This window comes from Bradyrhizobium sp. SZCCHNS1022 (genome assembly GCF_032484835.1).
GTDB lineage: Bacteria > Pseudomonadota > Alphaproteobacteria > Rhizobiales > Xanthobacteraceae > Bradyrhizobium.
The window spans coordinates 585,988-610,982 of record NZ_JAUETT010000002.1 but is presented as its reverse complement, the minus strand read 5'-3'; the positions used below and the strand labels follow the sequence as shown (position 1 = coordinate 610,982).

Annotated in this window: 23 protein-coding genes and 2 pseudogenes; 6 read left to right on the top strand and 19 right to left on the bottom strand. The window is 60.9% G+C overall.

Translation table 11 applies throughout. From position 1 onward, the window contains the following. Positions 1-222: 222 nt before the first annotated feature. The 10 genes from QX071_RS16420 to QX071_RS16380 form a co-directional block, all read right to left on the bottom strand. Positions 223-1,275 (bottom strand): AraC family transcriptional regulator, encoded by a 1,053-nt coding sequence (locus QX071_RS16420; protein WP_315703688.1) that lies wholly within the window; start codon positions 1,273-1,275, stop codon positions 223-225. A gap of 479 nt (positions 1,276-1,754) precedes the next feature. Next, positions 1,755-2,408: an invasion associated locus B family protein gene (locus tag QX071_RS16415; RefSeq protein ID WP_316201063.1), complete on the bottom strand. Its 654-nt coding sequence runs from the start codon at positions 2,406-2,408 to the stop codon at positions 1,755-1,757. Between the two features lie 169 nt (positions 2,409-2,577). Further along, positions 2,578-3,120, bottom strand: coding sequence for a response regulator (locus QX071_RS16410; protein ID WP_315729161.1), 543 nt, complete (start codon positions 3,118-3,120; stop codon positions 2,578-2,580). Between the two features lie 60 nt (positions 3,121-3,180). After that, positions 3,181-3,522: a hypothetical protein gene (locus QX071_RS16405; protein ID WP_315729162.1), complete on the bottom strand. Its 342-nt coding sequence runs from the start codon at positions 3,520-3,522 to the stop codon at positions 3,181-3,183. A gap of 346 nt (positions 3,523-3,868) precedes the next feature. Continuing rightward, on the bottom strand, positions 3,869-4,042 hold the full coding sequence (locus QX071_RS34090; protein WP_315703684.1) for an Arc family DNA-binding protein: 174 nt from the start codon (positions 4,040-4,042) through the stop codon (positions 3,869-3,871). A 160-nt stretch (positions 4,043-4,202) separates the two neighbouring features. Then, entirely contained in the window at positions 4,203-4,715 is a 513-nt protein-coding gene (locus QX071_RS16400) for a hypothetical protein (RefSeq protein WP_315729163.1), read from the bottom strand. A 76-nt stretch (positions 4,716-4,791) separates the two neighbouring features. Continuing rightward, positions 4,792-5,505 (bottom strand): hypothetical protein, encoded by a 714-nt coding sequence (locus QX071_RS16395; protein ID WP_315729164.1) that lies wholly within the window; start codon positions 5,503-5,505, stop codon positions 4,792-4,794. Positions 5,506-5,563: 58 nt separating this feature from the next. After that, entirely contained in the window at positions 5,564-6,028 is a 465-nt protein-coding gene (locus tag QX071_RS16390) for a hypothetical protein (RefSeq protein WP_315729165.1), read from the bottom strand. A gap of 54 nt (positions 6,029-6,082) precedes the next feature. Continuing rightward, the gene (locus QX071_RS16385; RefSeq protein ID WP_315729166.1) at positions 6,083-9,319 is read right to left on the bottom strand and encodes a YadA-like family protein; all 3,237 of its coding nucleotides are present in this window, start codon (positions 9,317-9,319) and stop codon (positions 6,083-6,085) included. 1,048 nt (positions 9,320-10,367) lie between these two features. Beyond that, complete coding sequence (locus tag QX071_RS16380; protein WP_315703679.1) at positions 10,368-10,688, bottom strand: DUF1153 domain-containing protein; 321 nt, start codon at positions 10,686-10,688, stop codon at positions 10,368-10,370. 359 nt (positions 10,689-11,047) lie between these two features. On the opposite strand from QX071_RS16380, the gene QX071_RS16375 reads away from it, so the two are divergent. Both QX071_RS16375 and QX071_RS16370 read left to right on the top strand, forming a co-directional pair. Next, the gene (locus tag QX071_RS16375; protein WP_315703678.1) at positions 11,048-11,674 is read left to right on the top strand and encodes a hypothetical protein; all 627 of its coding nucleotides are present in this window, start codon (positions 11,048-11,050) and stop codon (positions 11,672-11,674) included. Positions 11,675-11,987: 313 nt separating this feature from the next. Then, positions 11,988-13,694 (top strand): hypothetical protein, encoded by a 1,707-nt coding sequence (locus QX071_RS16370; RefSeq protein ID WP_315703677.1) that lies wholly within the window; start codon positions 11,988-11,990, stop codon positions 13,692-13,694. A 480-nt stretch (positions 13,695-14,174) separates the two neighbouring features. Here QX071_RS16370 and QX071_RS16365 read toward each other — a convergent pair. Next, positions 14,175-14,669: pseudogene (locus QX071_RS16365) on the bottom strand (IS110 family transposase); the annotation flags it as partial. A gap of 57 nt (positions 14,670-14,726) precedes the next feature. On the opposite strand from QX071_RS16365, the pseudogene QX071_RS16360 reads away from it, so the two are divergent. From QX071_RS16360 to QX071_RS16345, 4 genes and pseudogenes are all read left to right on the top strand, one after another. Then, positions 14,727-15,017 (top strand): annotated as a pseudogene (locus QX071_RS16360) (integrase core domain-containing protein); the annotation flags it as partial. A 375-nt stretch (positions 15,018-15,392) separates the two neighbouring features. Next, entirely contained in the window at positions 15,393-15,608 is a 216-nt protein-coding gene (locus QX071_RS34085; protein ID WP_409997619.1) for a Sir2 family NAD-dependent protein deacetylase, read from the top strand. A gap of 211 nt (positions 15,609-15,819) precedes the next feature. Then, positions 15,820-16,575 carry a hypothetical protein gene (locus QX071_RS16350; protein WP_315707252.1) on the top strand — a complete coding sequence of 252 codons (756 nt, stop codon included), beginning with the start codon at positions 15,820-15,822 and terminating at the stop codon, positions 16,573-16,575. An 18-nt stretch (positions 16,576-16,593) separates the two neighbouring features. Then, entirely contained in the window at positions 16,594-16,806 is a 213-nt protein-coding gene (locus QX071_RS16345; protein WP_315707251.1) for a hypothetical protein, read from the top strand. Positions 16,807-17,298: 492 nt separating this feature from the next. On the opposite strand, the gene QX071_RS16340 is transcribed toward QX071_RS16345, so the two are convergent. The 8 genes from QX071_RS16340 to QX071_RS16305 form a co-directional block, all read right to left on the bottom strand. Beyond that, positions 17,299-18,342 carry a hypothetical protein gene (locus QX071_RS16340; protein ID WP_315707250.1) on the bottom strand — a complete coding sequence of 348 codons (1,044 nt, stop codon included), beginning with the start codon at positions 18,340-18,342 and terminating at the stop codon, positions 17,299-17,301. Positions 18,343-18,377: 35 nt separating this feature from the next. Continuing rightward, positions 18,378-19,172, bottom strand: coding sequence for an ABC transporter ATP-binding protein (locus tag QX071_RS16335; RefSeq protein ID WP_315707249.1), 795 nt, complete (start codon positions 19,170-19,172; stop codon positions 18,378-18,380). After that, positions 19,169-20,092 (bottom strand): ABC transporter permease subunit, encoded by a 924-nt coding sequence (locus QX071_RS16330; protein ID WP_315707248.1) that lies wholly within the window; start codon positions 20,090-20,092, stop codon positions 19,169-19,171. Before QX071_RS16330 ends, QX071_RS16335 begins: the two co-directional genes overlap by 4 nt. Positions 20,093-20,105: 13 nt before the next feature. Then, on the bottom strand, positions 20,106-21,056 hold the full coding sequence (locus tag QX071_RS16325; protein WP_315707255.1) for an ABC transporter substrate-binding protein: 951 nt from the start codon (positions 21,054-21,056) through the stop codon (positions 20,106-20,108). An 88-nt stretch (positions 21,057-21,144) separates the two neighbouring features. Then, on the bottom strand, positions 21,145-22,455 hold the full coding sequence (locus tag QX071_RS16320; RefSeq protein WP_315707247.1) for a branched-chain amino acid ABC transporter permease: 1,311 nt from the start codon (positions 22,453-22,455) through the stop codon (positions 21,145-21,147). Continuing rightward, on the bottom strand, positions 22,452-23,465 hold the full coding sequence (locus tag QX071_RS16315) for a branched-chain amino acid ABC transporter permease (RefSeq protein ID WP_315707246.1): 1,014 nt from the start codon (positions 23,463-23,465) through the stop codon (positions 22,452-22,454). The genes QX071_RS16320 and QX071_RS16315 overlap by 4 nt, the downstream gene beginning before the upstream one ends. Before the next feature lie 3 nt (positions 23,466-23,468). Then, the gene (locus QX071_RS16310; RefSeq protein ID WP_315707245.1) at positions 23,469-24,173 is read right to left on the bottom strand and encodes an ABC transporter ATP-binding protein; all 705 of its coding nucleotides are present in this window, start codon (positions 24,171-24,173) and stop codon (positions 23,469-23,471) included. Further along, a complete protein-coding gene (locus QX071_RS16305) occupies positions 24,170-24,952 on the bottom strand; it encodes an ABC transporter ATP-binding protein (RefSeq protein WP_315707244.1) in 783 nt (260 codons plus the stop codon). Before QX071_RS16305 ends, QX071_RS16310 begins: the two co-directional genes overlap by 4 nt. Positions 24,953-24,995: the final 43 nt, after the last annotated feature.

The window sequence follows — 24,995 nt, the reverse complement described above, 5'->3', positions numbered from 1 at the left end:
ACGTACGAGAACCTCGTCATAATTCATCCATCCCTGTTCGTTGACGTGTCGCCCGCCCCCAGCCCTTGCGATGCGAGCGCGTCCACAAAACGGAGCAGATTTTTTGAATCCTGACACGTGGACAAAGTCACGAGACTTCCTGACAAAAGTCATATGACCAAGCCCGATCAGGGATCGAAGCCGCCGCCGAGACAATGCAACTTATGCGCGCAATCAACAACTTCACAGTTCGAAGGCATCGGGACTCCCGACGCGAACCGGGCGCTGCAACGGCAGAATGCGGTTGCTTCCCTCCGGACGAGCCGACTGAACAGACCTCGGAATCTCGTCACCTTCAGTATCGCCAGTGAGATCAAACCGGCGAAGTATCTCCCGCGGGCTCATGCCGAAACGCCGCTTGAACGCCCGATTGAAGTAGGGCTGGTCGGTGAAGCCCGCGTCGTAGGCAATCTTGCCGATCTTGCGGCCCGTGTGCGGGCTATAACTCAGCTCCTGATAAGCCCATCGAAGCCGCGCATCCAATATCCGTTCCGAGAACGAGGCGCCGCTTTCTTGGAATATCGCGTTGACGTACCGGTTGCTCAATCCCGAAAGAGCGCTCAAGCGACGGAGTGAGAACGACGGATCCCGGAAGCGTTCTCGAACGATCTGCAGGAGCAACCTCAAATGCCGCCCCTTGGCGCCGGCTACACGGCGCGCCTCCGCACAGTCGCCCAGCTCGTCGCACGCGGCAACCAGCAATGGGATGGCTGCGCGCGTTAGGACCTTGTTAACCAAATTGAGATGAGAGAGCTCCTTGGTAGATTCGCTCGACGTGCTGAGCTCGCCAACCACGTAACTCGCCATTGTCCCGAGCAGCTCGATCGCCCTCCACGACCTGTTATTGGCGTCGATTCTATGTGGAACATCATCGACGCCCCGGTAGAATGAGCGACACGGAATGGCAACGCAGAGATGTTTTTGCTCCTCTACCCCATTATATCGCGGACGGCCCTTGCCCCCCAGGAGTCCATGAAGAGAATTCGAGACGTAACAGCTGCTGATCCCGTTCTCGAAAACAGCCCATACCATCGGAGCGGAGGTCTTCCGGTCCAGCTCTTTCAAGAAGCCGGCAAATCCCCACGCCCACAAGATGCTGCCACCATCGGCGGCATCGCAAGTCGTCACCGCGACGCCTTCCGGCTCGGTCACGTGAAGCGCCACGCGGATCGACCGATTCCCGGTCTGTTGGAGCTCGCCGCGATGACTGATACCGACCTGGCCAAGAATGCTCATGCTTTCCCCCTGTTTTCAGGAACGAACGGCAACGCCATCGCTTCCAGGTAGAAAGAGAGCCACCTTTGTCGATTTTTGCAGCGTGGTAACGGTTACTTCAGGAAGGGTGAACGCCGCGCGTAACGCCGAATCGGGGAACCTCGCCTTCGCTCGGTCTACCCGACAGGCTCAGGACAACTGCCCCCAATTGGGACGGATGGGCGCTCTGTCATCCACCCGAGTGTACTAAATCGCTGGAATTGAACCGAATGGGTCGCACCAACTCGGGCAGGCCGATGCACACCAGGGTCGATTTCGCTCATTCCTTATAGCCAGACGGCTAGCGTGCGGTCACCTTTCGTGTCGGCATCGCCGAGAGCTCTTCACCCCCCGTACATGCCGATGTAACGTAGTATGCATATCTTCCAAACGTAACCCGTTATCGAAGTTGAGGGCAACGCACGCAAACCCTCCTGCGCTCGGTGGCCAACGCCTGTGTGTTAGGGCTTGTTGATCGAGGCTCTGACCGCTTCAGAGAAGCCGAGACCAGAGATGACCATCTCGCGATCGGCGGCGCCGACCAGAATAGGCGTCGGGCCGGCCATGTTCGCCACCGTCATCGATTTGAACCGTACAATGAGCATTCCACCGGTGATCAAGGCGTTGAGCTGCGCAGTCGTGAGCGGCCAAAGCGTCATGCACCCCTGGGCGTCGCACGTGACGAAAGCCAGCTTGGTGACACGACTGGTCTTTTCACGCCGTGAGCCAGCGATCGCGCCTCCGGAGGCTGCCGCGACCGTGAGTCCCGACCGCAGCGACACGCCGTAAGGAAGATGGAGCATGGCGGCAGGCTGCCCCTCGCGGGTGGTCGTCACCACGATGTCACCAAGCATCTTGCCTTCCGTTTGACCCGCCCCGAACAAGCTGCAGAATCGGCGCCGTTCGGCAGTGACTTCATCGCACACGACACGCCAATTCTGAAAGCTTGCCTCGATCCGCCGTATCGCGCCTTCCTTGAAGACATCGCGATTGATTGCCGGTCCGACGTACAGGGACTCGCGGTCGGTCGTCCCGGCAAGGGACGTCGATACAGGCGGCAGGACGAAGAGCAAGGCTAAGGCCGCGCCGATGAACGCCAAGCTTCTGGACCACACGACGCGATCTCCTTCCCAACGCGGCACTCGTCCACCTGCCGACAACGTCGGTTCACGCCGCTGTCTCGGCGGCGGCCACGATCATTCGCCGAAGGATAGGCCAACTGAGGCGAATCTCTTGTCAGGTGCGGCACCCAGATTGTCATTCCTCGCAGACCTGAATCGACGATCACCCCCATTCCGGTCGACGACCCGTACTGCCCTCGAGCCGCACCTGCGCGAACGGCGTCTGCCCAGGCATCTCGCTCAACGTGGCATCCAGCGCAGCCTTCAGGCTCGACATCCGGAATGGCTTCACGAGGAAGAAGGTGGCGCCCGCCTCGATCGCGAGACGCGGATATTGTTCCGATGTATTGGCGGTCATCATGATAAACCCGAGGAGCGCAAGGCGGCGACTTCTGCGCACCATCCTCAGGAGTTGATAGCCATCGGCAGGCTCCATATTCCAGTCGGAGATGACGACATCAACGGGCGTCGCGTTCAAAAAGGACCAGGCCGACCCGACTTCATGCAGGACCCCAATCTGGCCAACGCCAATGCGGCTGAGCAGGAAGGCAACTGTGGTCGCAAACGTCGGATCATCATCCACGACCAGGACAGATAGCTTCTCGTAAAGCGAATGCATCCACAGCCTCCAATGAACAACGAAGACACCTTGGAGCATCGTGGCGAAGGCCGCCACATCATCGAGAAAGTGATATGAATCGTTCAAGTTTGTTCGACTTGGAATTGTCGAGATCGGTCACTTCATCGTCGCGGACGTCCCTCGCTGCTAATTGCCGTCTCCGTTCGCGACGTCATATTCGCCGGCCTGCATGGCCCTGCTTTCCACGACAAGATCGGCCGGCCCGCCGATCAGCAACAGATGCTCCATGTCTCGGTGGCGAATGAGGACGAGGCGACGGCCGCTTGCGAGCCTCACGACCTGGATCGGTGCAACGCGCCATGGCTGGCCCATCCGAGCCTTCAGCCGGCGTTCCGCAGCGTAGTCGCGAAGCAGCCAGAAGGCGAGACCGACCAGTGCCAGCACCGATGCCAGCATGAGAACGATTGCGAGTTGAACCTGCACCGCTTCCTCCAATCCAATCATGCCGGTACCCGTACAGATCGTCATCTTCCGTGGCCCGGTAGCTTGTTTGTCTACGGCACGATTGTGCGGTCAGGTCCAATTTGCGCACCTTTGGATCCATTTGCTTACCGGCACGCTCTCGTGACAATGGCTTCACGCGAATCGGCATTCAGCATCGGCACAGACGGATGAAGCACGTCAGCGCGAACAGGGACCATTATAGGACGAGCGTCGCGCGCGGCATCATCTATGGACTCGCCTTTTCGGCTGTGCTGTTCACGTTCCTCTTCTGCGTCGCTCGGGCGCTTGATCCACCGGTCTGACAACCAGACATCATGCGTGACATCAGTTGCAGCGGGCAGTCCCGACGATGCGAATTCCGTGTCTCGGCTCAGCAGCCGTCCTCAGCCAAAGACTTTGTCAGCCGGAGCACGATTTCCTGATTCAGCGAGCGCCCCCTCTCCTTAGCGCACTTCTTGAGCTGGTCGCGGAGCTGCTCCGGCACGCTCGGATGGATCTGCACCTTTCGCAGGCGTTGCTTTATCGCGCTCGGCTGATCTACCATTTACTTCCCTGCCGCTACAGCTGACCATCCCATTTGCCCGCGTAAACCATAGTGGCCTCGTACGGCCAGGTATTTTCTCGCAGCGAACCTCGCTTGTCGCCCAACGCGCGATCGGTACCAAGCGCGCTCCGCCCCTGCATAGACGCGCCGCCGCGGCCGTTCAGCCCTCGACCGACGAACGACTCGAAGTGCGAAGGCGGCGGGACAATTGAACGTGCGCATGCAGCGGTAGCGGATCGCGTGTCATCGCACGACACGCGATGCCGACCGATCGCGGGATCCGGGCCTGCGCCCTGTAGGAGCGCCACGTCCGGCTGGAGATGCCGAACAGCTGCGCCACCTCAGAGTTGGTCAGCCGCGTGGCCGCCTGCCAGGCACGCGCATCTTCGTTGGTGAAGGGCCGCTGTTCCTCCGCGAGTTGCCATAGCACGAGCGCGGTCAGCACCGCGCCTTCACAGCAGTCCCAGAACACCGCGTCGCCGGATTGCGAGACGCGCAACAACCGGAGGGACTCCGGCGGGAGCAAGACTGCGCGGCGCGAGCCTCCCGAGCGGATCCACCCGTCCAGTCGTACGGAAGTTGATGAGCTCTGGTGTCTCCAGCGCACCATGATCAGTGCGGAAGCGATCACGTCGATCGTTTCGATGACCGGCCGCATGCTCGTGAGAGACATTCCGTAAGGAGCCAACTCGTCCTGCTGACCGGGTCCGCCAGATTCCTCGGTCGAGTGAGCCGCCTCCGGCCGGAGATCAGTTCGACCGGGGCTCATTGCTCTTCTGCTGCGGCTTGCGCGATGTCTGTGGCGGATTGGACTGGTCGGGCCGGGCAAGGAGCAGCTGCGGCTGACCAGATCTCACAACCGGCCTCGGAGGCGTCGGAGCCGCCGGCGGCGCAGCGCTCGCGGCTGCGCCGGATTCCGGGCCTTCCTTTGGCTTGTCCTGGCCTCCTTGCGAGCCGGCGGAGATCGCCTCCAGCAGCCAGCGCCCACCCACCGACTGATACATCAGATCGAAATGGAACGGGCTCGGCCGTCCCGCGAAGTCGCCCGCGATGTGCAACAGACCGTTGGCCTCGATCCTCGGCTCAAATGCGAACTGCGGCTCGAGAATAGCACCCGGCGAGAGGTCAAACTTCTCGCGACGGAAGTTCGCAAACAGGTCGGTGAGCTGCGCCGGTGTATTCACCTGCTGGAAGCTGGGAGAGGCCAGCGCGTGCAGGACCGTGTAGTTTCCGGATTTGTTGGCCTGATCGAGCGCAATGACGGTCGAGCGGACGAGCAGCAGCGCGAGCATCCGGTCGACTTGCCAAGGCTTGGTGGAAAGCGCGGGCGGCACCGGCGCAGGTGGCGTCGGCGCAGACGGCGTCGGGGTTTGTCCAGCAGCTGCCGGCACAACCTCTGCCCGGGCCCCGGTCGGCGCCAGACAACAGATGAGCAACAGGATCGCTCGGACCTGCGGATTCATGCTCACAACCTTCTCTTAATTGTCATCGAGTCGACCGATGCTGTTCGATCCGGTCGCTTCAGTCGAGCTCGTAAGGGACGTCGCAGGCCATCAGCTCATGTCCGTCCGAGCTCAGCGCGAAGGTGCCATGCAGCGTGCAGGCCTGCTTGTAGGCGAGCAGCACCCGCCCGCTGCCGCCGCGGTCGAATTGCACGATCCGCACCGGACAGACCGTTGCGCTGCTGCATTGCCGATTGATGATCTGCGAGACGACGATGCGTTCACCCCGGCAGCCCCGGTACGCGCCCTCCCAAATGTCGGTCTTGTGCGGGCTATTGACGTTCCACAGCTCGAAGTCTGTCCAGAGGCCGGACGGATCGTGCTCGGTCCGCTGCGCGATGCGGCTCATGGGGATACGCTGGTACTTTCCGCCTTCGTGGCAGGTTGACGCCGGAACGGACATATCAGCCGCCGGTGACGGCCGGGACGTGAACGCAAGCGACAGCAGCAAGCCTGCGGCGCAGATCGTGATCTTGGATGTCATCTGACGATTCCCGATGTTGGTAGCCACGGACGCGCCGGTGGGTCGGCGCGCGATCTAGTTCCAGGTATAGGTGGCGCTCGCGCCGACCGTGAGATCGTCCATGCTCCTACTGGTCGGCGAGAACGCGAGTCCCGCCGAGACCCGCCACAGGCGATCCTCGGTCGTGTAACCCGCACCCATCGCGAAGCCCGCCTGATTGTGATGGTAGGTGACGGCAGCGCCGGTCGACAGCTTGCCCGGGCGATCGTCGTAGCGGACCATGCCCAGAGCGGCCGCCGTGGCGATGCCCGCGTCGGCGCGGCGGGCGTTGGTGTCGATCTGGCTTTGCAGATTGCCGAAGCCCGTGGCGATGTTGTTGATCGCCTGGTTGGTGGCATAAAGCTGCGAGCCGTTCACCGCCTCGGTCGACGTCGGCGAGAGCGTTCCTGGAGCAACATTGCTCAGGGTCACCGGGCCGCCGCCGCCCGCCGGATTGCTCAGCACATACGTATTCGAGGTCGGCGCCTGCCACGAACCCGGCACGTTCGCCTGGGTCGCATAGAGCTGCTTGCCGTTGACCGCGTCGGTCGAGGTCGACGAGACGGCTCCGTCCCCGACGTTGTGCAGCACGACGGGCCCGCTGGAGCCGCCGACCAGGGTGAGGTCGTTGGTCGGCGTGCCGCCGTTTGGCGTCGTCGGCGTCGAGGAGTTCGAGTACTGCACCGGGCCGGCCCCACCCTTGTAGAGCACGTCCACCGCCTGATTGGTGGTGTAAAGCTGGCTGCCGTTGATCGCATCGGTCGAGGTTGCACTGAGCCGGCCCGCGGCGACGTTGGTGATGGTCCGCTCGGCGCCAACCGCCCCGACGCTCACCGTGCTCGTGGGGGATGTTCCCGCAAAGGTGTAGGCTTTGCCGCCGATCTCGGTCCCGGTCGTGGCGACGGCCGCCGATGTTGTCGAGCCCTGACCGAGAGCGACAGCGCCGGCGTTGGATGCGGTCGCGCCGTAGCCGATGGCGGTCGATCCGGCACCTGAGGCGGAGGCGGCAACACCCGCGGCCATCGAATTGGCGCCGGTGGCGCCATCGTTGGCGTAGTTCGCCTGCTGGGCGCCGTTGTCATTGACGCTATAATAACGGGTCTTCGCGCCGGCGACCACGGTGTTCATTTGCGAGACATTGACCGCATCCGTCGCATTGGTACCGGCGGCGACGTTGGTGATCTTGGTTCCTCCAGCGTCGATTCCGGCTGACGTCACGCTCGGTCCGCCGGCAATGGTCAAGCCATTGGTGTCGATCTTGGTGTTGCCGGTGGTGACCGAGGTGAAGCTCGGAGTCATGCTGGTGGCGATCTGGATCTCCGACCCGACCTGGGTGATCGCGATATTGTTGCCGGCGGTGAAGGTCGCGGTCGAGCCGGGCGCGATGTTCTGCACAGTGGTGCCGCTGACCGTGCCGGTGCCGGTGGCCTTGGTGGTGACGTTCCAGCCGGCGCCTGCGAGCTGCTGCACCGCATAGAGCTGCGAGCCGTTCACCGCATCGGTGGAGGTTGAACTCACCGCTCCCGGGGCGACGTTGGTGATCGTGGTGCCGCCGGATCCGGCGAGTGTGATCTTGTTGTAGTTCACCGTGCCGCCGGAGGTATCGTACTTGACGGCGCCCTGACTGAGCGTGTCGATGGCCTGATTGGTCGCATAAAGCTGCGAGCCGTTGATGGCATCGGTGGACGTCGCGCTGATCCGCCCGGCGGCGACGTTGGTGATCTGCCGCTCGGAGCCGGCAGCACCGATGCTGACCACGCTGGTCGGCGAAGCGCCGGCGAAGTTGTAGGTGGTGCCGTTGATCGTGGCGCTCGCGGTCGGATTGGGCGCGGCGGTAGTGCTGCCGGAGCCAAGCGCGACGTCGTTGGCATTGTTCGCTGTCGCGCCGAAGCCGAGTGCGGTCGAGCCGGCACCGGCGGCGGAGGCGGCAACGCCCGCGGCCAGCGAATTGGTGCCGGTCGCGCCATTGTTGGCGTAGTTCGCCTGCTGGGTGCCGCCGTCGTTGACACTGTAATAGTGCGTCTGGACGTTCGTCACCGCCGTCTGCATCTGCGTCAGGTTCACCGCATCTGTCGGATTGGTCGCCGCCGCCACGTTGGTGATCTTGGTGCCGCCCGCATCGATGCCGCTCGAAGTGACGCTCGGCCCGCCATTGATGGTCAGGCCGCTGGAGTTCATCGTGGTGTTGCCGGTCGTCACCGAGGTGAAGCTCGGCGTCATGCTGGTGGCGATCTGCACCTCCGCGCCGTTCTGCGTCACCGCGATGTTGTTGCCCGCGGTGAAGGTCGCGGTCGCCCCCGGCGCGATTTTCTGCACCGTCGTGCCGCTGACCGTACCTGTCCCGGTCGATGACGTCGTGACGTTCCAGCCGGCGTTCGCCACCTGCTGCACGGCCGTGACGGCCTGATTGGTCGCATAAAGCTGCGAGCCGTTGATGGCATCGGTGGACGTCGCGCTGATCCGCCCGGCCGCGACGTTGGTGATCTGGCGCTCGGAGCCCGAGGCGCCGACGCTGACGACGCTGGTCGGCGAGGTGCCGGCAAACGAGTAGAATGTCCCTGCGATCGTGGCTCCACTTGTCGCGTTCGGAGTCGCGGTTACGGAGCCCGCGCCCAGTGCGACATCGTTCTGGTTGGTCGCGGTTGCTCCTGAACCGAGCGCCAGAGCCTTGGTTGTGTTGGCCGCAGCCGTATCACCGAGAGCAATCGCACCGCCGCCGCCCGCGGTCGAGCTGTTGCCCAACGCCACCGCCCCTTGGCCCGTCGCGGTGTTCGCATTGCCCAATGCGACGGCGCCCTGGCCGTTCGAGCTGTTATTGGCGCCCATGGCGACGGCGCCGGTTCCGGCCGCGGTGTTGGGATCGCCGATCGCGACCGCACCATTCCCATTGGCGGTGTTTCCGGCGCCGATCGAGACCGCTTTGCCGCCCAGTGCGGTGGCGCCCGCTCCGATCGCCACCGCACTGGCCGTCTGCGCGCTGGCGCCGTCGCCGACAGCGACTGCGGAAGCCGCGGCGGCCACAGCACGCCGGCCGAGCGCAGTCGAGCCGACGCCCGATGCACTGGCCGAATTACCGAGCGCAGCTGAACCCTCAGCAGATGCGGACGCGGCGCTGCCCAGCGCGATCGAGTTGAGTCCCGCGGCATTGGCCTTAACCCCGATGGCGGTGGCGCTGTTGCCGGACGCGACCGTCGCTCCAGAGCTAGCGCCGTCCGAGGTGCTGGTCTGGGCCGAGCCGATGGCGATGGAATTGGCGCCCGCGGCCGCGTTCATCGTGGCGACACTGCCCATCCTCATAGAGTAGGTGCCGGTGGCGACGTCGGTGACACCAATTTTGCCCGCATTGACAAACAGCAGCCCGCCAAGCGTCAGATTTACTTCTTGTTGGAAAGTTGCGCCTGCGTAGAAAAGACTGCGATTCGTTTGCGTCGAGGCATCTGCAGCACTGCAACCGGACTGATACCCCCCGCCAGCATCCGTGGTAGTGAACGAGCTGGCCATCGTACCTGCGTCTTCAATCCAGGCGCAGGACCTGTCATTGCTATTGCCCGTGTTATTTACGAAAACCTTCGCGCTCGCCGGCCCGGCGAAGCTCAGACCTGCGACCAGCGACAGCCCCGCGATGCGCGGGGCGTGCAGCCCCAGCAGCCCCATACCAAGTCTCTTGCGCCGGATGCCGAGCACGCGGTGAGCCCGCCGCAACACGGCGATCAGCCTGCGCCGGAGCGATCGGCAGTCGCCTGCCGCATGATCAACCCAGTTGGCGACAAAGGCTGCGGCGCTCGATTGCGAATTCATGATCATGGCGATCTTCTCCCAGTTCAACTGCATGCGACCAGTCCAAGGGACCGGAGCAACGCTCCAAGACAGCCATCTTGCCCCTCGCGCGAGACGGCTCCGACACTGCGCCCACGGCGCAAAAGCATCCGCCGCCGTCCTGGCAACGCTGCGCATCCGTCGCCTGCCTTCGCGTGCAGACGACACTCCCTCACGATCAATCCGAACTCACTACGAACGCCAATGTCCGATCTCTCGGCCGCTCGCCCCACAATGCGCGTTCGCGTTCTGCGACACGACCTATGATTGAAATACATCCTTCGATTCACCATGCAGGGAGCCTAGACAGGCGCCGGAGTCGTCGTATTGCTCGTAGCGGCATCAACATTGACTGGCACGGTACGACCGACCAGCAAACCGAACGATCGCGCCAGATCGCGAGCGCAGCGCATGCCGATCAATGTCCGCGGGTTGCCACAGCAAAGCACGGTCGGGATTGCAGCCACCTGCAAGCCGAAGCGTCATCTCGAGAGCGCGGCCGCTTTCACTTGCGGCGAGCGCCGCGCCTGCGTAGCTTTTGAAGCTGTGTCGTCTTCAGTCCAGCATAGCCGAACTCCGCGAACGCGCGCCGCCAGGAGTTGAACTCCGTTTCGCTGATCCGAAGCTTTTCCCAGAGATCGCGCTCCGCGAGCGCGCCGGACTGCACGGCCAGCAGAACCCGTAGCTTCTTCAGCGGCGTCCAGCGGCGGCGCATCCGGTCAGGGGAGCCGGGATCGGCAGCCTCGCCGCCACGGTGCGGCCTCTCCTGATCGCTTGCAAAGGCCTTGGACTGCTGCGACGGCGAACGACACGTTTCTCTGGTCATTGGTTCCTTGGGCTCGACACGAAAGGGCGCGGCGGAGCGTGGTCCTTCGGCTTCGCCAAGCTCAGCTTTGAGCAAGTCGGTCTCCGCCGCCATCGAGCGCCGGCACGACCTGCGTCTCTCGTTGGAGAGGCGCGAAACCCTAAGTAGGAAAGCACGCGCAATCTAGGACCGAACGGAAGTGAACTTGTCCGAAACCGCATTCAGTGCCGACCGGCGCGCAATCGGACAAGCCGTGGGTACCCGACGACAATATTTGCCTCGCGGAGCAGACTAGGTTCGACGCATTCCGGTATTCGAATCGCTGTCTCGCCGTCGTCGAGACAGCCGGCCGATGGCCGGGCATTCCTCGGAGAGGCAAGATGTCATCATTGTCGTATGTCCCCGCACGCTCGTCGTGGCTGATCGCCGTCCTTGCTGTCTTGTTCGCCTTCGCCGCGGCAGCGGTCCTCACCTTCACCTCGTTGGGTGAGCATGTCATGTCCCTCCTTGCCGGGACCAGCGCCGCAGAACCGATCCAGCCGGACGGGAGTCAGCCGGACAAGAGCAAGGTTGCCGCGCTGCAGATCGCGGACAAGGCCGGCGTGCGTGCCTGTGCGCCGCTGCTCGGCCTGGTATCCTCGCAGATCGCCACCGGCCGTCATGTGGCGACTGCGCTCTGGAACAAGGAGGCAGCCGACAAGCACATCTTCTCGGTGACGAATGCGGTTGCCAGCGGCGATCCGGCCTCGCCGCTGCTGCTCAGCTTCGCCGGCGTGACGCCCCTGGCGAGTACGAGTTGCGATGCGAGCTCGCTGGTCGTGCAGCCTTACCCGGTGAGCTGCGACACGGTCGGCGCGGCCCTGGAAACGAAAGGTGCGGCGAAGGGCGATTTCGCCGACAACGTCAAGATGTACAATTACCGCGAGCCCGGTGCGCGGTCTTTCCTGCTCCCCGCCTCCACGTCAATCTGCATCGTGATCACAGCCCAGACGTGGTTCGGCAAATGAGGGCCGGCAGTCCGGTGTGGCGGCTGTGCGCTTGTCGCCCTCGGCTTCTTTTTGTCGCAGACAGCACAATCGCCGAGCCCGGTATTGCATCCGAGAAGCGTTCGGATCAACCTTGGTGACGCAGTGGAATTTGAAGTGACGCAATGAGGCGCGGCAGTAATCGAACCGGTCTGGGAGCACGGATATCCCTCGCCAAGCGCGCGCTGACAAGCGTACCTGATGGTCGGAGAAGGCTGAGCCAACCATATCGCGACGCGCGGGAACCTTGCGCGAGGGCGTCGAGTTCCCACGGATCCTGCGTCGATCGACCGATATGAATGCAGACATCCAAAGCGGCTCCTCGCCGGTCCCGAGCGAGCCCGTCGACGTCGGGGCTGAGCTCGATCGAATTCTACGGGATCCAAGCTTTCGCCGTAATCCTGCTGCGATGCAGTTCCTGCGCTTTGTGGTGCAGGAGACTCTCGAAGGCCGCGGTGACCGGCTGAAGGCCTTCACCATCGCCACCTCCGTCCTCGGACGCGGCAGCGATTTCGATCCGCAGGTCAATTCCGTCGTGCGCGTCCAGGCCAAGCGCCTGCGCGAGCTCTTGGAGAACTACTACAGGGGAACCGGGGCGAAGAATCCGATGCATATCGTGCTGCCCGTCGGCTCGTATCAGCCGCAGTTCCTGCGAGCTGTGCCGGTCGAGGAGGAGGTGCCACCACCTAGGTCCGAAGAAAGCAACGTCGCGCCGAAGTTGCCGCGTCTGCTCTATCCGGGTCATGTCGTGATCTTGCTGGTGACGCTGGTGCTTGGAACGGCCCTGCTCTCGCGCGACGTCGCGCGCCTGTTCGGCGCACAGGTGAGCACACCGGTGCTCGGCCTTCCGAGCGTCCTCGTGCAAACCGATCCTCCGACATCCGACGAACAGACGGGGCTGATCGCCACGTCACTCGAGAGCGCGTTGACCCACTACGACCTGACCGTCATGCACAATCGTGCGGACGCAGACCATCAGAGCGCCGTGGATTATGTCCTTCTGGTCCGGGCCGGAGCGTCGGACAGGTCGCGGCGGGACTTCGTATTCCGGCTGCTCAGCGCGCGCTCCAACGAGATCATCTGGTCTCGCGCATTCCAGGGCATTGACGTGAGCGTCCAGAGCACGGCCGACGACCGCATGGTGAGCACGGTCGCCGCGGACGTCGGCGAACTCTGGATCGGCGCGATCATGACGGATGCACTCCGCCGCTCCAGTTCGACTGCTGCCCGGAACCTTCAGGGCAGGGCCTGCGTTCTGCGGGCGCTCGATACCATCCTTCACTACGCCTATGACCTGCCGGAGTCGCTCGCCTGCCTCGAAGCAGAGGTCAGCCGGCAGCCTGACGATCCACGGCTGCTGTCGCTGCTCTCGGCGGTACTGGTTTCCGAGTATCTCGACGGGACGCCGGGCCGAAACCCCGAGTCAGACATCGCGCGGGCTCGGGAGCTCGCAGAGCGAGCCGCAAGCCGCTCGCCCAAGCTCGGGATCGGTCTTCTCGCGCTGTTCGCAGCGCGTTTTTTTGGAGGCGATCCCGAAAGCGCCTTCGAGCTGACGCCGCAGATCCTCGATGGTCCACCCGTATCCGGCCTCAGCCAGTCCTTGCTGGCGGCAACCAATATCGCACGCGGCCACCACGACGAGGACGTGGCGTTCGGAGCGCAACTACAGGCCGGCGCCATCCAGCCGACTGTTTTCATGCCGCCCTACGCGGCGCTGGCGGCCTACATGCGCAACGATGCCGTCAATGCCCGGCGTATCGTCTTCCGATCGGAGGCCTCGCCGGTGCCGCTCACCTTGCTGCTTCGGATTGCGCTATGCGCAACCAAGCAGGACGAGGAGTGTGCCGTGCGGGCGGCCGAGCGGCTCGCGCACTGCTATCCCGGGGTGGCCAGCGATATTCCCGCAGCACTGGACCGTTATGGCTTAGGCGACGAGCTCAAGAGGAAACTTCTCGCCGATCTCAGACGGGGACGTCCGTTGAACGATGTCGCCGCCCCGTAACATTGTGGAACGTTGCGCGGAACGCCACCGCATCGACGGCCGACGGCAGCGCAGGACGATGCGCAAGTGATGCTGTAGGCGACAACACTCGCGCGCTCCCATCCGTAGACACCGCGGCTCATTCCCAGCATCATCTCGGCACAAAGGCGGATGTATAACCGCTTCCTCCTACCCAGATCCCCAATCCCCACCGGACTTTGCCGCATCGAGGCTTCACTGCTTCGATGCGGCTCTTGTCGGTTCATTGGCGGGCACCGCAGTCGGTTGCGGCCCTTGCAGACGCCCTCAGTGCCGCGGCTGGCAGCGGATTAGGGGAAGCGGGCTGTTCTCCGGACCGAGCGCGCCAAGCAACTGCTCGCGACCGCCGATGGAGAAATAGCGTACGATCTCGGGCAGGAAGCCGAGGTCCAGGTAATAGTGTTCGCTTGACGAGCGCCACCAGGAGACCGACAACCTGCAGCGCGCTAGGGCCTCGTCATCCAACAAGTCCGCCAGACTATCCACCCGTTGCCGGCCTTGCCCGACAATGATTCCGAACTCAGCGAAGTGAGCTCGAACGGCACAAGCCGTCATGGTTCTCTGGCGGACCAGCAAGCCTCTTGCGCGATGAAGCATCAAAAAGCCCTGGCTCTCGACGCTCTTGATTGGGACGAACCTCATATTGGGGCGGGTGACCGCTTCGCAGATCGCGGCCGCATCAGCGGCGTCGTTCTTGGCTCCTCGCCGCACGTAAGGTTTTACATAGGCCGGCGGAATCAATCTCACTTCGTGTCCGAACCGCCGGATCTCGCGTGCCCAGTAGTGAGCAGTAGCGCAGGCCTCGATGCCGACCAGGCACGGCTCGAGTGACGAGAAGAACGACGCGATCTCGCCTCGCCGGAGGCGTTGGCGATTGATCACTTGGCCTTTTCTGTCAACCGCATGGACGTGGAAGACGTGCTTCGAAATGTCCAACCCAATCGTCGCGACTTCCATTGGTGAACTCCTCCTGTTAGCGGGTCCTGTACATCGACAGTATATCCCGGGCTGCGAAAGAGCGGGGCCGTCTTCCCCATCAACGGCCGCATGCGCGACGAGTTCTTGAACGAGACGCTGTTCTTCGGTCTCGACGACGCCAGGCGCAAGCTCGCTTCTTGGGTCGCCGATTACAACGGCGAGCGGCCGCACTCCTCGCTGAAATACGAAACCCCGGTGGCTTACGCTGCCATCCTCACCGCAACGGGCGATCGGCTGCGCAACCCCGACCAACTCCGCCAATCGCCCGTTGCTCCACCCGCGCCAGTCGGCGTACAACCCAACAGGACTCTAACCGCGGCTGGATGAAACTTCGGTGGCAGGTCAATGGGTCGCTCGGGCAGGCCGCTTCTGCGGTCCGGACCCTCAAGCTGACGTTGAAGTAGGCGTTTGGCGAGTCCCAACCGGGCAATGGCGGTCAGAAATGCAGCTGCTTTGAAAAGCGAAGCCGACCGATCATACTCGCATCGCACTGGCATTATGCGGGTAGAACACATTGCGATCGCTTTCCCCGCATCTCTTCAGAAACTTACATAATCTGGGTGGCTGGCGGATCAGCGGTTCAGACGCCGCGTGCTAAGGTTTTCGTGAGGCAACCCGCCGTCCGATCCGCGCCCTCGTCTGCCGGCGCAATCTCAATGACAAGCCAGTCCAAGACCGGGCGCTTAAGTTCGGCCAGACCACGTGGACTTCTCGGCTTTCGTGGTTCCGGATTGCCGGTCCTGCAGTGGCATGATGAAGCCCGATGTAGTGTTCTTCGGCGAAACAGTCCCCCGAGACCGGGTCGCCTTCGGCATCGTCGGCGACGAAATCCTCAAAGCGGATCGGCGGCGTGCGTTTCCAACTTCCGTTGGCAACTCGACATTTCGCCCAGGCATTATTTGTCGTCGTCCTTGGTAGATTTCCGTTCGCAGGGAGAAGCGTGGGCGACGATCTAAAGGATCTCGAGACCGCCCTCGCCTGCGTCGAAGTTTTCGCGTCGGGTGGACGAGTAGGCTTCGCCGTGCTCGCTGCCCTTCCTTGGTTCAATTGGCCGGGGCTCGATTAGACACCTTGCAGTAATTCCGACAAAGTCGTGGTAAGCTTAGATTATGCAGGCGGGATGATCGGGATGAAAGAGATTCTTATTGCAATTCTCGGCGTAGCTTCAGCCATCTTCGGGGCCAAATGGTTCAACCCGGACTTCGACCAATTCCCCTACTTCTGGAGGAATACTGATATAAGGATTTCCAGCGACTTCGTTTACGTGCATTTCGATTTTTTCGCCGATCAGCGGAAAGATCAGCCCGTCGACAGCTTCAACGGCACACCAGTTTTCGACAAAGCTACGTACGTTGAGAACGTCGATATGCACCGGACGAGCGCCGCGTACGCCATACGCCTCACCAGCAGCGGGATCGAGCCCGAAATCAAGGCGATTGAGCCACAGGTCCGGCTCAAGACGAAGCGTGCGCCGACCGAAGACAAGAACACGATTGAGTACACGGTCGAATCAGAGGCGGACCTCGACCAGAATACGGAGTACGCGTTGACCGGCGTGTCCCCCAGCCCGCGCATGATCTACGTTTTCCGAAACGGCTTTCAGGGCGGCAACTCGTTGGGAGGAAAGGACATCAAGTACCCAACAGAGAAACTCACCCTAGTTTACGATTTCACATCGATCCGATGGTCCGAATACGCCGAAACGCCTGCGCCCTCCGCTTGCCTCAAACACGCGAAAGAAGACGATTCACGCACGGTGCCTGTCAATTGGCAGAACGGAATCGCGATCGTGGAAGCGATCAAGCTTCAGCCGGGCGACAAAGTTCGAATCTTTTGGACCTGGCGCGGACAAAACTCGGCCGTTTCCTGCGGCGACGCTCTTTAAGCAATTCCGAGAAGCCTAATGATTTCGACCTGCATCAAGGACGCCAACCGCCTACTTGCTATGCCCCTCCCCGACATCGATCGCATCATGCCGATGATCGCCAAGCAAGTACGGCAGGCGCTGGCTTTACCTACCAAGCGATCACGACCGAGCCGTTCGGCACAGGAATGGCTACCGAGCGCCGCAGCAGCTGCCCGTTCCGCAAACAAGCGCAAGTTGACGATCACCTAAGCAAGGCTTGGCGTATGCTTGAGCGCGAAGGGTTCATCGAGATCTCTCCCGGCATCAATGGCACCCTCGCCGACGGCCAACTCCGATAAAAATGACAGTCCATCGCAGAACGCCTCTCCGAGCACGTCCAAAACGGCCGAACCTGAAGGCTACGAAACCGGTCGCGACGATTTCGCGAAGGCCGAAGGAGAGCTATCCGTCACTGCGCTCGTGGACGATGGCGCAAGTCTTCGAACACTGATCCGCTTGGCAAAAACGACAGCATGGCCGCTGTGGGTATGACTTCCACACTGCCGAATTCCGTTGACTGGATGCGGGATACCCGCAGCGTCCACGTCCGACCGTATCCAGGCTGGCCGGATACGGTCGGAATGCGGACGAACTCAAACCACTCTCTGATGAAGCTGTCCTGCCCGGCGTCGAGGTGGTCGCCACAAATCATAGCTACGTCACCGATGTCGCGTAGCCTGCAGTTGTGCCAAAATGCGACACCTATTTGAAGGTCAGAAGTCTCCGCGGTGTATCTACCATCATCGAACGAATCTGTTCATCCGAGATACCGCGCCTACGCATGAAGGGCAGAATATTGGCATAGATATGCTGATAGCCATGCCCGCCGTATCGCAACAATCTCGTCTTTGAGAAAATGTCGTGGCTGATCACCAACTGGTCGCCATATCCACGGTCGAGGAGGACCTTGATCCACTTTACGCGGAGATTGTCATTTGGCATGTCGATGTCGGCCGGACCGTAGGCGGACTGTTCCCAACCAAAAAGATCGAACTCTAGAATCGCTCCCGTATCCGCTAGGCGCAGCAGCCGCTCTTCATCGAAAATGGTGCGTTCGATGTGACTGACAATCAGCCTCTCTACGATCCCGCCCGTGCTCCGAACGAAATCGGCGACCTTCTTTGGTTGATCGGGATGTCGGCCAGGGTGAACGTTCAGCGAAGCTCCGGTTTCCATTTGTGCGAGAACGGCGCCTTCGAGCACCCGCCTCTCAGCGGCATCCCAAGGCTCCTCGCATCCGATTTCGCCGATGATCCCTGCGCGGATGTTTGTACCCCATGCGCCCTCGCGAATCGCGGCGATCATCTCGGACGCGAAGCTATCAACGCTTCGATCTTTGTTTTCGGGAAAATGGTAGCCGTGAACGTAGTGGCCGCAGCCCATAACTATGTTGATACCAGACTCGCGCGAGATCCGAGCAAGCGTCTCCGGTTCGGGGCCTATTCCGCCGATGGTCAGTTCGACTAGGCTATTTCCTCCCGCGGCCTTCAGTTCCTTCAGTTCGGCAATCGCGACGTCGGGCTCGTCCAGGCGAAAATTGTTCGCAGAGGACAACTGCCCATAGCGGATCTTAAAGGAATTCTCCAAGGTAATGATGTCGTCAGGGGGCAACGGCTTTGCGCGCTGGCTCAGCGGATTGAGATCTACAATGAGATGCTCATGCATCAAAGTGGAGCCGAGCTCCTCTGGGTCGATGAGCCCAGTCACCGTTTGGATCTTACCGCTGAGTTTGGTGTGGTTAGACATGGGTAATCCGCTTCTTGAGCCCTCAAGGCCCCGTGCTACGTAAGAAGCAAGGCATCGTCATCAATGCTCTCGGCCCGGACATCAGAGAATTTCTGGAGAAGGTCTTCGACCGTGAGGCCTTTGCGATCATCTCCGCTGAAATCCAGCACAATGCGCCCTTCGTGCATCATGATGGTGCGAGTGCCGTGATCGAGCGCCTGCCGCATCGAATGCGTGACCATGAGCGTGGTCAAATTACCCCTCCGAACGAGGTCGTCCGTGAGCCGCATGATCGATGCAGCCGTTCTTGGATCGAGTGCGGCCGTGTGTTCGTCCAAGAGAAGCAATTTCATTCCAACAAGCGCCGCCATCAGAAGGCTGACGGTCTGCCGCTGCCCTCCCGAAAGCTGCGACATTTTCTCATGGAGGCGGTTCTCCAGCCCGAGGCCGAGTACGGACAACTCATCCTTGAAACGGGAAACGAGCTGCCGGTTGCTTGCGAGCGCTAAGCCTCGCCGCGTACCTCGTGCCGCCGCTAGCGCCATGTTTTCTTCGATCGTCAACGAACCGCATGTACCGACAAGCGGATCCTGGAACACGCGTCCGACATAGGAAGCACGTCGATTGAGCGGCAAGAACGTTACATCCTGTTCGTCGAACAGGATGCGGCCCTGAGACAGCTTGTTTTCCCCGCTGAGCGTATTGAGCAGGGTGGACTTTCCAGCGCCGTTGCTCCCGATGACAGTGACAAACTCACCGGGCTTCAGCGTAAGCGACACGCCTCGCAACGCGACACGTTCCAAGGGCGTTCCCACGCCGAAGATGACGGTAGCTTTGTCCAGCGCAATCATAGCTCACCTCGTACGGCGCGGGCGTCACGGGTTGTCTGGGACTTCCGTGCGATTCTTTTACGTACCCTTGGCATCAGCAACGCGAATATGACCAGGAGTGCGGTGATCAAGTTCAAATCCTGCGATTGCAGACCGATAGCGTTGAGATTGAGCGCTAAGGCGACGACAACACGGAATACGAGCGCACCCAAAATTGCCCCGAGAACGGAGGGCAGGACCTTAGAGCTCGAGATAAAGCTCTCGCCAAGAATGACGGCCGCGAGCCCAACGACAATCGTTCCGATGCCCATCGCGACATCGGCCGACCCTTGGCTCTGGGCGAATAGCGACCCTGCGAGGCCAACTAGGCCATTGCTGATCGCGAGCCCGACGAAAACGGCAAGCTTGGTATCGACGCCGTTGGCGGCTGCCATGCGGCTGTTGATCCCCGTCGCGCGAATGGCAAGACCGATCTGCGAGGAAAGGAACCGTGAGACGATGGCAATGGATGCGAAAGCGAAGATCAGGAGGGTAGCAACGACAGCCTGCGAGTCAGGCAGCCCAAAGTCTTGAAGGTATGAAAAAATTGTCCGTTCTTGAAGCAGGGCGATGTTGGGTTGCCCCATGATGCGGAGATTGATCGAGTATAGCGCGATCGAAACAAGAATACCCGACAACAGGTGCAAAAAGCCGAGGCTGACGGTCAGCAAAGCGGTAATGCACCCGGCCGCGGCGCCAACGAGTGCGCCAAGCGCCGTAGCGACCAATGGATCTATTCCGTTGACCAGGGAGACCGCCGTCGTCGCTGCGCCGAGAGGAAAGCTCCCTTCGACGGTCAGGTCGGGAAAATCCAAAACGCGAAACGAGATGTAGACCGCGATCGCCACCAAGCCGAAAATCAGACCTGCCTCGATGGCTCCCATCCATGCGAAATATGACATGGCGTGCGCCTCCTCATTTCACGGTCGTCTTGACGGTCTCACGAAACGACGCCGGCGCGGATACACCGAGCTGGCTTGCGATCTTCGCGTTGAAGCCGAGGTCAAGAGAGGAAGGAAGGTCGACGGCGATTTCACCCGGCTTTTCGCCTTTGAGAACCCGCACCACGATTGCGGCAGTCCGCACACCGATCTGCTCGTAGTCGACTCCGGTCGCGGCAAGCGCACCCCTCGGGACACTGCCCAGGTCGGAAGCGAAGATCGGAATTTTCGATTCCAGGCTTACCCGCGTAAGCGCCTCGAAGTTCGACGTGAGCGTTCCATCGTTGGGGGCATAGAAGACGTCTGCTTTCCCCACCAGACTCTGCGCAGCCGGAAGCACATCGCTCGCCTTGGCGATTGATGCCTCCACAGTCGCAAAACCTAGGCTAGCGGCTTCAGTCTTGAAGCGATCGACCGACGCGCGCGAGTTGGCTTCCCCCGCGTTGTAGACGATGCCTATGTTCTTTGCAGCCGGAACGAGTTGTTTGATGGTTGCGAGCAGTTGGCCAAAGGGCGCGCGGTCACTGGTCCCGGTGATGTTGCCGCCGGGATGTTGAAGATCATGGACGACCTTTGCTCCCAGTGGATCAGCGAGCCCGGCGAAGACGATTGGCAGGTCCTTGATCGTCTGGGCCATCGGCTGCGCGACTGGAGTGCCCGTCGCCACGATTACCTCCGGACGGTCACCGGCGAACTTCTTCGCGATCTGGACAGCGGTAACCGTGCTTCCTTGGGCGCTCTGCAGTTCGATCCGGTAGCCGTTCTCCGATGTGATCCCGCCCTTATCCAAACCTTCGCGCAAGCCTTTCAAGAGTAGCTGTACCGAGGGATGCTCGACGAAGGTTGCGACCGCGACAACCTTCTCGGCAGCTTGCGTAGATGTTGCGAGGCCAAATTGCAGTAGCATGCTGGCGGCAAGAAGCATTTTCTTCACGTTCCCACTCCTTTTCTGTTCTTTCGATAGGTATTTGTGCGTCAAGAACCCACTCGGCTCGCCGTTCGCGGCGCCCTCTTTAGCGTCGCTCTGGGATGAGCCCCCCTGGCTTGAAGCGCAACGTCGCGAGGAGGATTACCCCCATAACGATGAGACGCATCTGCGAGGCGTTTCTGATGAGCTGTTCGCGAACCGGATTTCCATCCGAGAGCCACCCAACCGTGTTTTGCAGAAGCCATGTCCCGATGGGGTCGGCTTCGATCCAACAGGTCCAGATGATCAGCGCGCCGAGCACCGCGCCCCAGTTGGTTCCAGCGCCCCCGACGATCACCATCACCCATATGAGGAAGGTGAAACGCAATGGCTGGTACGATCCAGGCGTGAATTGACCATCCAAAGTAACAAGCATGGCTCCGGCTAGCCCGACGACAGCCGCGCCCAGCATGAAAACGCTCAGATGCAAATTTTCGACGTTCTTACCCATCGCGCTCGCGGCAACCTCATTGTCACGAACTGCGTAGATCATTCGGCCCCAAGGGGAATGAAGCGCTCTTTCTGACAACCACAGAAGCACGCCGAGCACGACCGTAAACAGTCCGGCATATCCGAGTTTGACCGCCAGCGACGCGCCGTCCTGCGGAAGAAGGCCGAGATAGTTGCTCAACGTCTGAAGCCACGGTGTCTGCGCGAGCTCGAGTTCGTCCGGCAATGGTCTGGGGAGGCCGACAACGTTCTTGACGCCGCGGCTCAGCCAGTCTTCGTTTTTGAGGATCGCAACGACAATCTCCGATATTCCCAAGCTTGCGATCGCCAAGTAGTCGCCTCGAAGGCCGAGCGCGATCTTGCCGACGAGCCAGGCCGCGGCCGCAGCGAAGACCGCGCCAACGGGCCAGGACAGAAGCACTGGCAATCCGAGACCACCAAGATAACCCTTTGCCGAGGGATCTATCGCCTCAATCGCCTCCTTGGCTGGAACGAAGAAGTGCTCGAGTAGGGCGTAGCCCAGCACGATCAAAACAACGATCACTGCTGATTTAATCCGCCGTGAAAGCGACGACAGCCGAACCGCTCCAAGCACGGCGACGACGACTAGAACGGCGACGACCAATGATGCGATGAGGCCAGCCCCGCCAGCCGTGACGGCCGCAGGGACGCCGGCGGCTGATACCACGACAACAGCTAGGCCGCCGAGCGCAGCGAAGCCCATTACGCCAAGGTTGGGAAGCCCCGCATAACCCCACTGCATGTTGAGCCCGAGAGACATCACTGCGGAAACGAGACAAAGATTTAGGATCGTCAGCGCGACAGAAGCGCTTTGGATTGCCGCGATTATCAAAAGAATAGCGGCGACGGCAGCGAAGAGAGCGATGTTTCTGATAGAGAAGCTCACGCTGACCTCCTGTTGAGAAAACCGGAAGGCCGGACGATTAGAACTACGACGAGAATAACGAAAGAAACGGCATACTTATAGTCGGTCGAAATCAACTGATAGAGGCTGTCAGACGTCCAATCTGCCGGAACTACGTAGCCTAAGAACCTCTTGAACGAGTAGGTAAGCGCCACTTCGGAAAATGCGACTATGAACCCTCCGATAATCGCACCGACAGGGTTGCCAAAGCCCCCGACGATCGCCGCCGCAAAGATTGGCAAGACGAGCTGTTGATACACAAAGGGCCGAAAGCTCTTGTCCAGGCCGTACAAAACTCCCGCAAGAGTCGCCAGCGTCGCAGCCAGGATCCATGTGATGGTCACAACACGCTGCGCACTGATGCCCGAAAGGCCCGCAAGGTCTTCATTGTCAGCGTAGGCACGCATTGCCTTACCAGTCTTCGTATAGTGAAGAAACCAGAAGAGCAGCGCGACGCTTGCGGCTGCTAACACGATTGTCATGATCTGTGTCGCCCGGATGGCAAGTCCTTCCTGCAACCCTGTCAGATCCCTGAAGCCTTTTGCAGAAACGACGAAGCGCACACCGTCATCAAGGGTGCGATCATCGGTTCCGATGATGAACCGGACGATGCCGCTCATAACCAGCATGACGCCGATCGAAACGATCAGCAGAACGATCGGATCGGAGCGCTTCGCCCGGTAGTATCGGTACACACACCGATCTGTCCCGAGCGACACCAAGACTGTGACGAAGATACCGACCGGCAACGCGAGCAATGCCGTCGCCAATGGCTGTATTGTGAGCCCTCTCGCCTGGAGCCACCAAGTCACCAGAAGGGTCGTCATCGTGCCGAACGACATGAGTTCCCCGTGGGCGAAGTTGGAAAACCGCAGAACGCTGAAGAGCAGGCTGACCCCCAAAGCACCCAGTGCAAGCTGGCAGCCATACGTCGTCGCGGGAACGATCAAATAGTTAAGCAAAAGGACGAAAGCATTTGCGAGATCATGCATTGCTCAGCCCCCCAGAAACGTCATGCGTACTTCGTCGTTGGCGAGTAGCGCTGCCCCTGTATCGGTGAATTTGTTTTCTCCCTGCACAAGGACATAACCGACGTCGGCTATCTCGAGTGCGGGCTTGGCATTCTGTTCGACCATCAGAATCGCGATTCCGGTACGAGCAACCTCGATGATGCGGTCGAAGAGTTCGTCCATCACGATGGGCGAAACCCCGGCGGTCGGTTCATCAAGCATGAGTACCTTTGGTTGGGTCATGAGGGCGCGACCAACCGCGACCTGCTGGCGCTGACCACCCGAAAGCTCCCCGGCGAGCTGGCGCCGCTTGGGCTTGAGTGCCGGAAAAAGCTCGAATATTTCTTCGATCGTTCCCCGAATATCGTCTTTGCGCAGGTAACCCCCCATCTCGAGGTTTTCCTGTACCGTCATGGACGGAAACACATTGTTGACTTGCGGGACAAAGCTCATCCCTCGTTCAACGCGGCGCTGAGGTGACAGTGACGTAATATCCTCATCTTCGAGACGCACTGATCCCGAGCGGATCGGCAGCATTCCGAACAAGGCTTTCATCGCTGTTGATTTTCCAGCGCCATTCGGGCCGACGATTACGGTCACCTGCCCCTTTTGCGCGGTGATCGAGCAGGAGCGGAGAATATCGACAGCGCCATAGCCGCCGGTCATGCTGTTTCCTGAGAGGAAAGTCATGAATGAACCTCCCTTTTGTGTTTCGGTCCGTGCCCCAGATAGGCTTCGACCACGTCTTGATTGGCCTTGATCTCCGCCACAGTCCCCTGCGCCATGACGGATCCCTCCGCCATGACGATGACGGGATTACAGAGCTGAGCGATAAAATCCATGTCGTGTTCGACGAGGCAGAACGTATAGCCGCGCTCTTTGTTGAGCCGGATTATTGCATCGCCGATTTCATAGAGGAGTGTCCTGTTGACGCCCGCGCCAACCTCGTCGAGGAAAACGATCTTCGGATCGGCCATCATAGTCCGACCAAGTTCGAGAAGCTTTTTCTGCCCGCCCGAAATGTTGCCGGCCGGCAGATCGGCGACGTGGCTCAACTTCAAAAAGTCCAGCACTTCATCTGCTTTTCGTCGGGCCTGATGATCGAACTGTTGAACCAAGCCGGGCCGCAGCCAGACGTTCACGAGGCGCTCGCCGGGATGACCGGGAGCGACAACCATGAGGTTCTCGCGAACGGTCAACGTCGAAAACTCGTGTGCGACTTGAAAAGTACGAAGTAGCCCTCTCGCAAATAGTTGATGCGGGGGCATGCCGGTGATATCCAAGCCATCCAACAGGACGCGGCCAGATGTTGGCTGGTAACGCCCAGCAATAAGATTAAACAACGTCGACTTTCCGGCGCCATTCGGACCGATCAGTCCCGTTATCTTTCCCGATTGAATGGTAAGCGACACATCGTTTACGGCCACAAGACCGCCGAAGCGCTTAAACAGCTTCTCCACTGTGATCATACTGACGTCTCTTGTGAAGGGGACGGCCGGCCTCAGGGCCGAG

Bases quoted from the DNA above. Each gene is read 5' to 3' on its own strand.
- QX071_RS16420 (WP_315703688.1), bottom strand. From the start codon at position 1,275: ATGAGCATTCTTGGCCAGGTCGGTATCAGTCATCGCGGCGAGCTCCAA.
- QX071_RS16405 (WP_315729162.1), bottom strand. From the start codon at position 3,522: ATGACGATCTGTACGGGTACCGGCATGATTGGATTGGAGGAAGCGGTG.
- QX071_RS34090 (WP_315703684.1), bottom strand. From the start codon at position 4,042: ATGGTAGATCAGCCGAGCGCGATAAAGCAACGCCTGCGAAAGGTGCAG.
- QX071_RS16400 (WP_315729163.1), bottom strand. From the start codon at position 4,715: ATGTCTCTCACGAGCATGCGGCCGGTCATCGAAACGATCGACGTGATC.
- QX071_RS16395 (WP_315729164.1), bottom strand. From the start codon at position 5,505: ATGAATCCGCAGGTCCGAGCGATCCTGTTGCTCATCTGTTGTCTGGCG.
- QX071_RS16390 (WP_315729165.1), bottom strand. From the start codon at position 6,028: ATGACATCCAAGATCACGATCTGCGCCGCAGGCTTGCTGCTGTCGCTT.
- QX071_RS16385 (WP_315729166.1), bottom strand. From the start codon at position 9,319: ATGAACGCGGCCGCGGGCGCCAATTCCATCGCCATCGGCTCGGCCCAG.
- QX071_RS16380 (WP_315703679.1), bottom strand. From the start codon at position 10,688: ATGACCAGAGAAACGTGTCGTTCGCCGTCGCAGCAGTCCAAGGCCTTT.
- QX071_RS16375 (WP_315703678.1), top strand. From the start codon at position 11,048: ATGTCATCATTGTCGTATGTCCCCGCACGCTCGTCGTGGCTGATCGCC.
- QX071_RS16370 (WP_315703677.1), top strand. From the start codon at position 11,988: ATGAATGCAGACATCCAAAGCGGCTCCTCGCCGGTCCCGAGCGAGCCC.
- QX071_RS16350 (WP_315707252.1), top strand. From the start codon at position 15,820: ATGAAAGAGATTCTTATTGCAATTCTCGGCGTAGCTTCAGCCATCTTC.
- QX071_RS16345 (WP_315707251.1), top strand. From the start codon at position 16,594: ATGATTTCGACCTGCATCAAGGACGCCAACCGCCTACTTGCTATGCCC.
- QX071_RS16340 (WP_315707250.1), bottom strand. From the start codon at position 18,342: ATGTCTAACCACACCAAACTCAGCGGTAAGATCCAAACGGTGACTGGG.
- QX071_RS16335 (WP_315707249.1), bottom strand. From the start codon at position 19,172: ATGATTGCGCTGGACAAAGCTACCGTCATCTTCGGCGTGGGAACGCCC.
- QX071_RS16330 (WP_315707248.1), bottom strand. From the start codon at position 20,092: ATGTCATATTTCGCATGGATGGGAGCCATCGAGGCAGGTCTGATTTTC.
- QX071_RS16325 (WP_315707255.1), bottom strand. From the start codon at position 21,056: ATGCTTCTTGCCGCCAGCATGCTACTGCAATTTGGCCTCGCAACATCT.
- QX071_RS16315 (WP_315707246.1), bottom strand. From the start codon at position 23,465: ATGCATGATCTCGCAAATGCTTTCGTCCTTTTGCTTAACTATTTGATC.
- QX071_RS16310 (WP_315707245.1), bottom strand. From the start codon at position 24,173: ATGACTTTCCTCTCAGGAAACAGCATGACCGGCGGCTATGGCGCTGTC.
- QX071_RS16305 (WP_315707244.1), bottom strand. From the start codon at position 24,952: ATGATCACAGTGGAGAAGCTGTTTAAGCGCTTCGGCGGTCTTGTGGCC.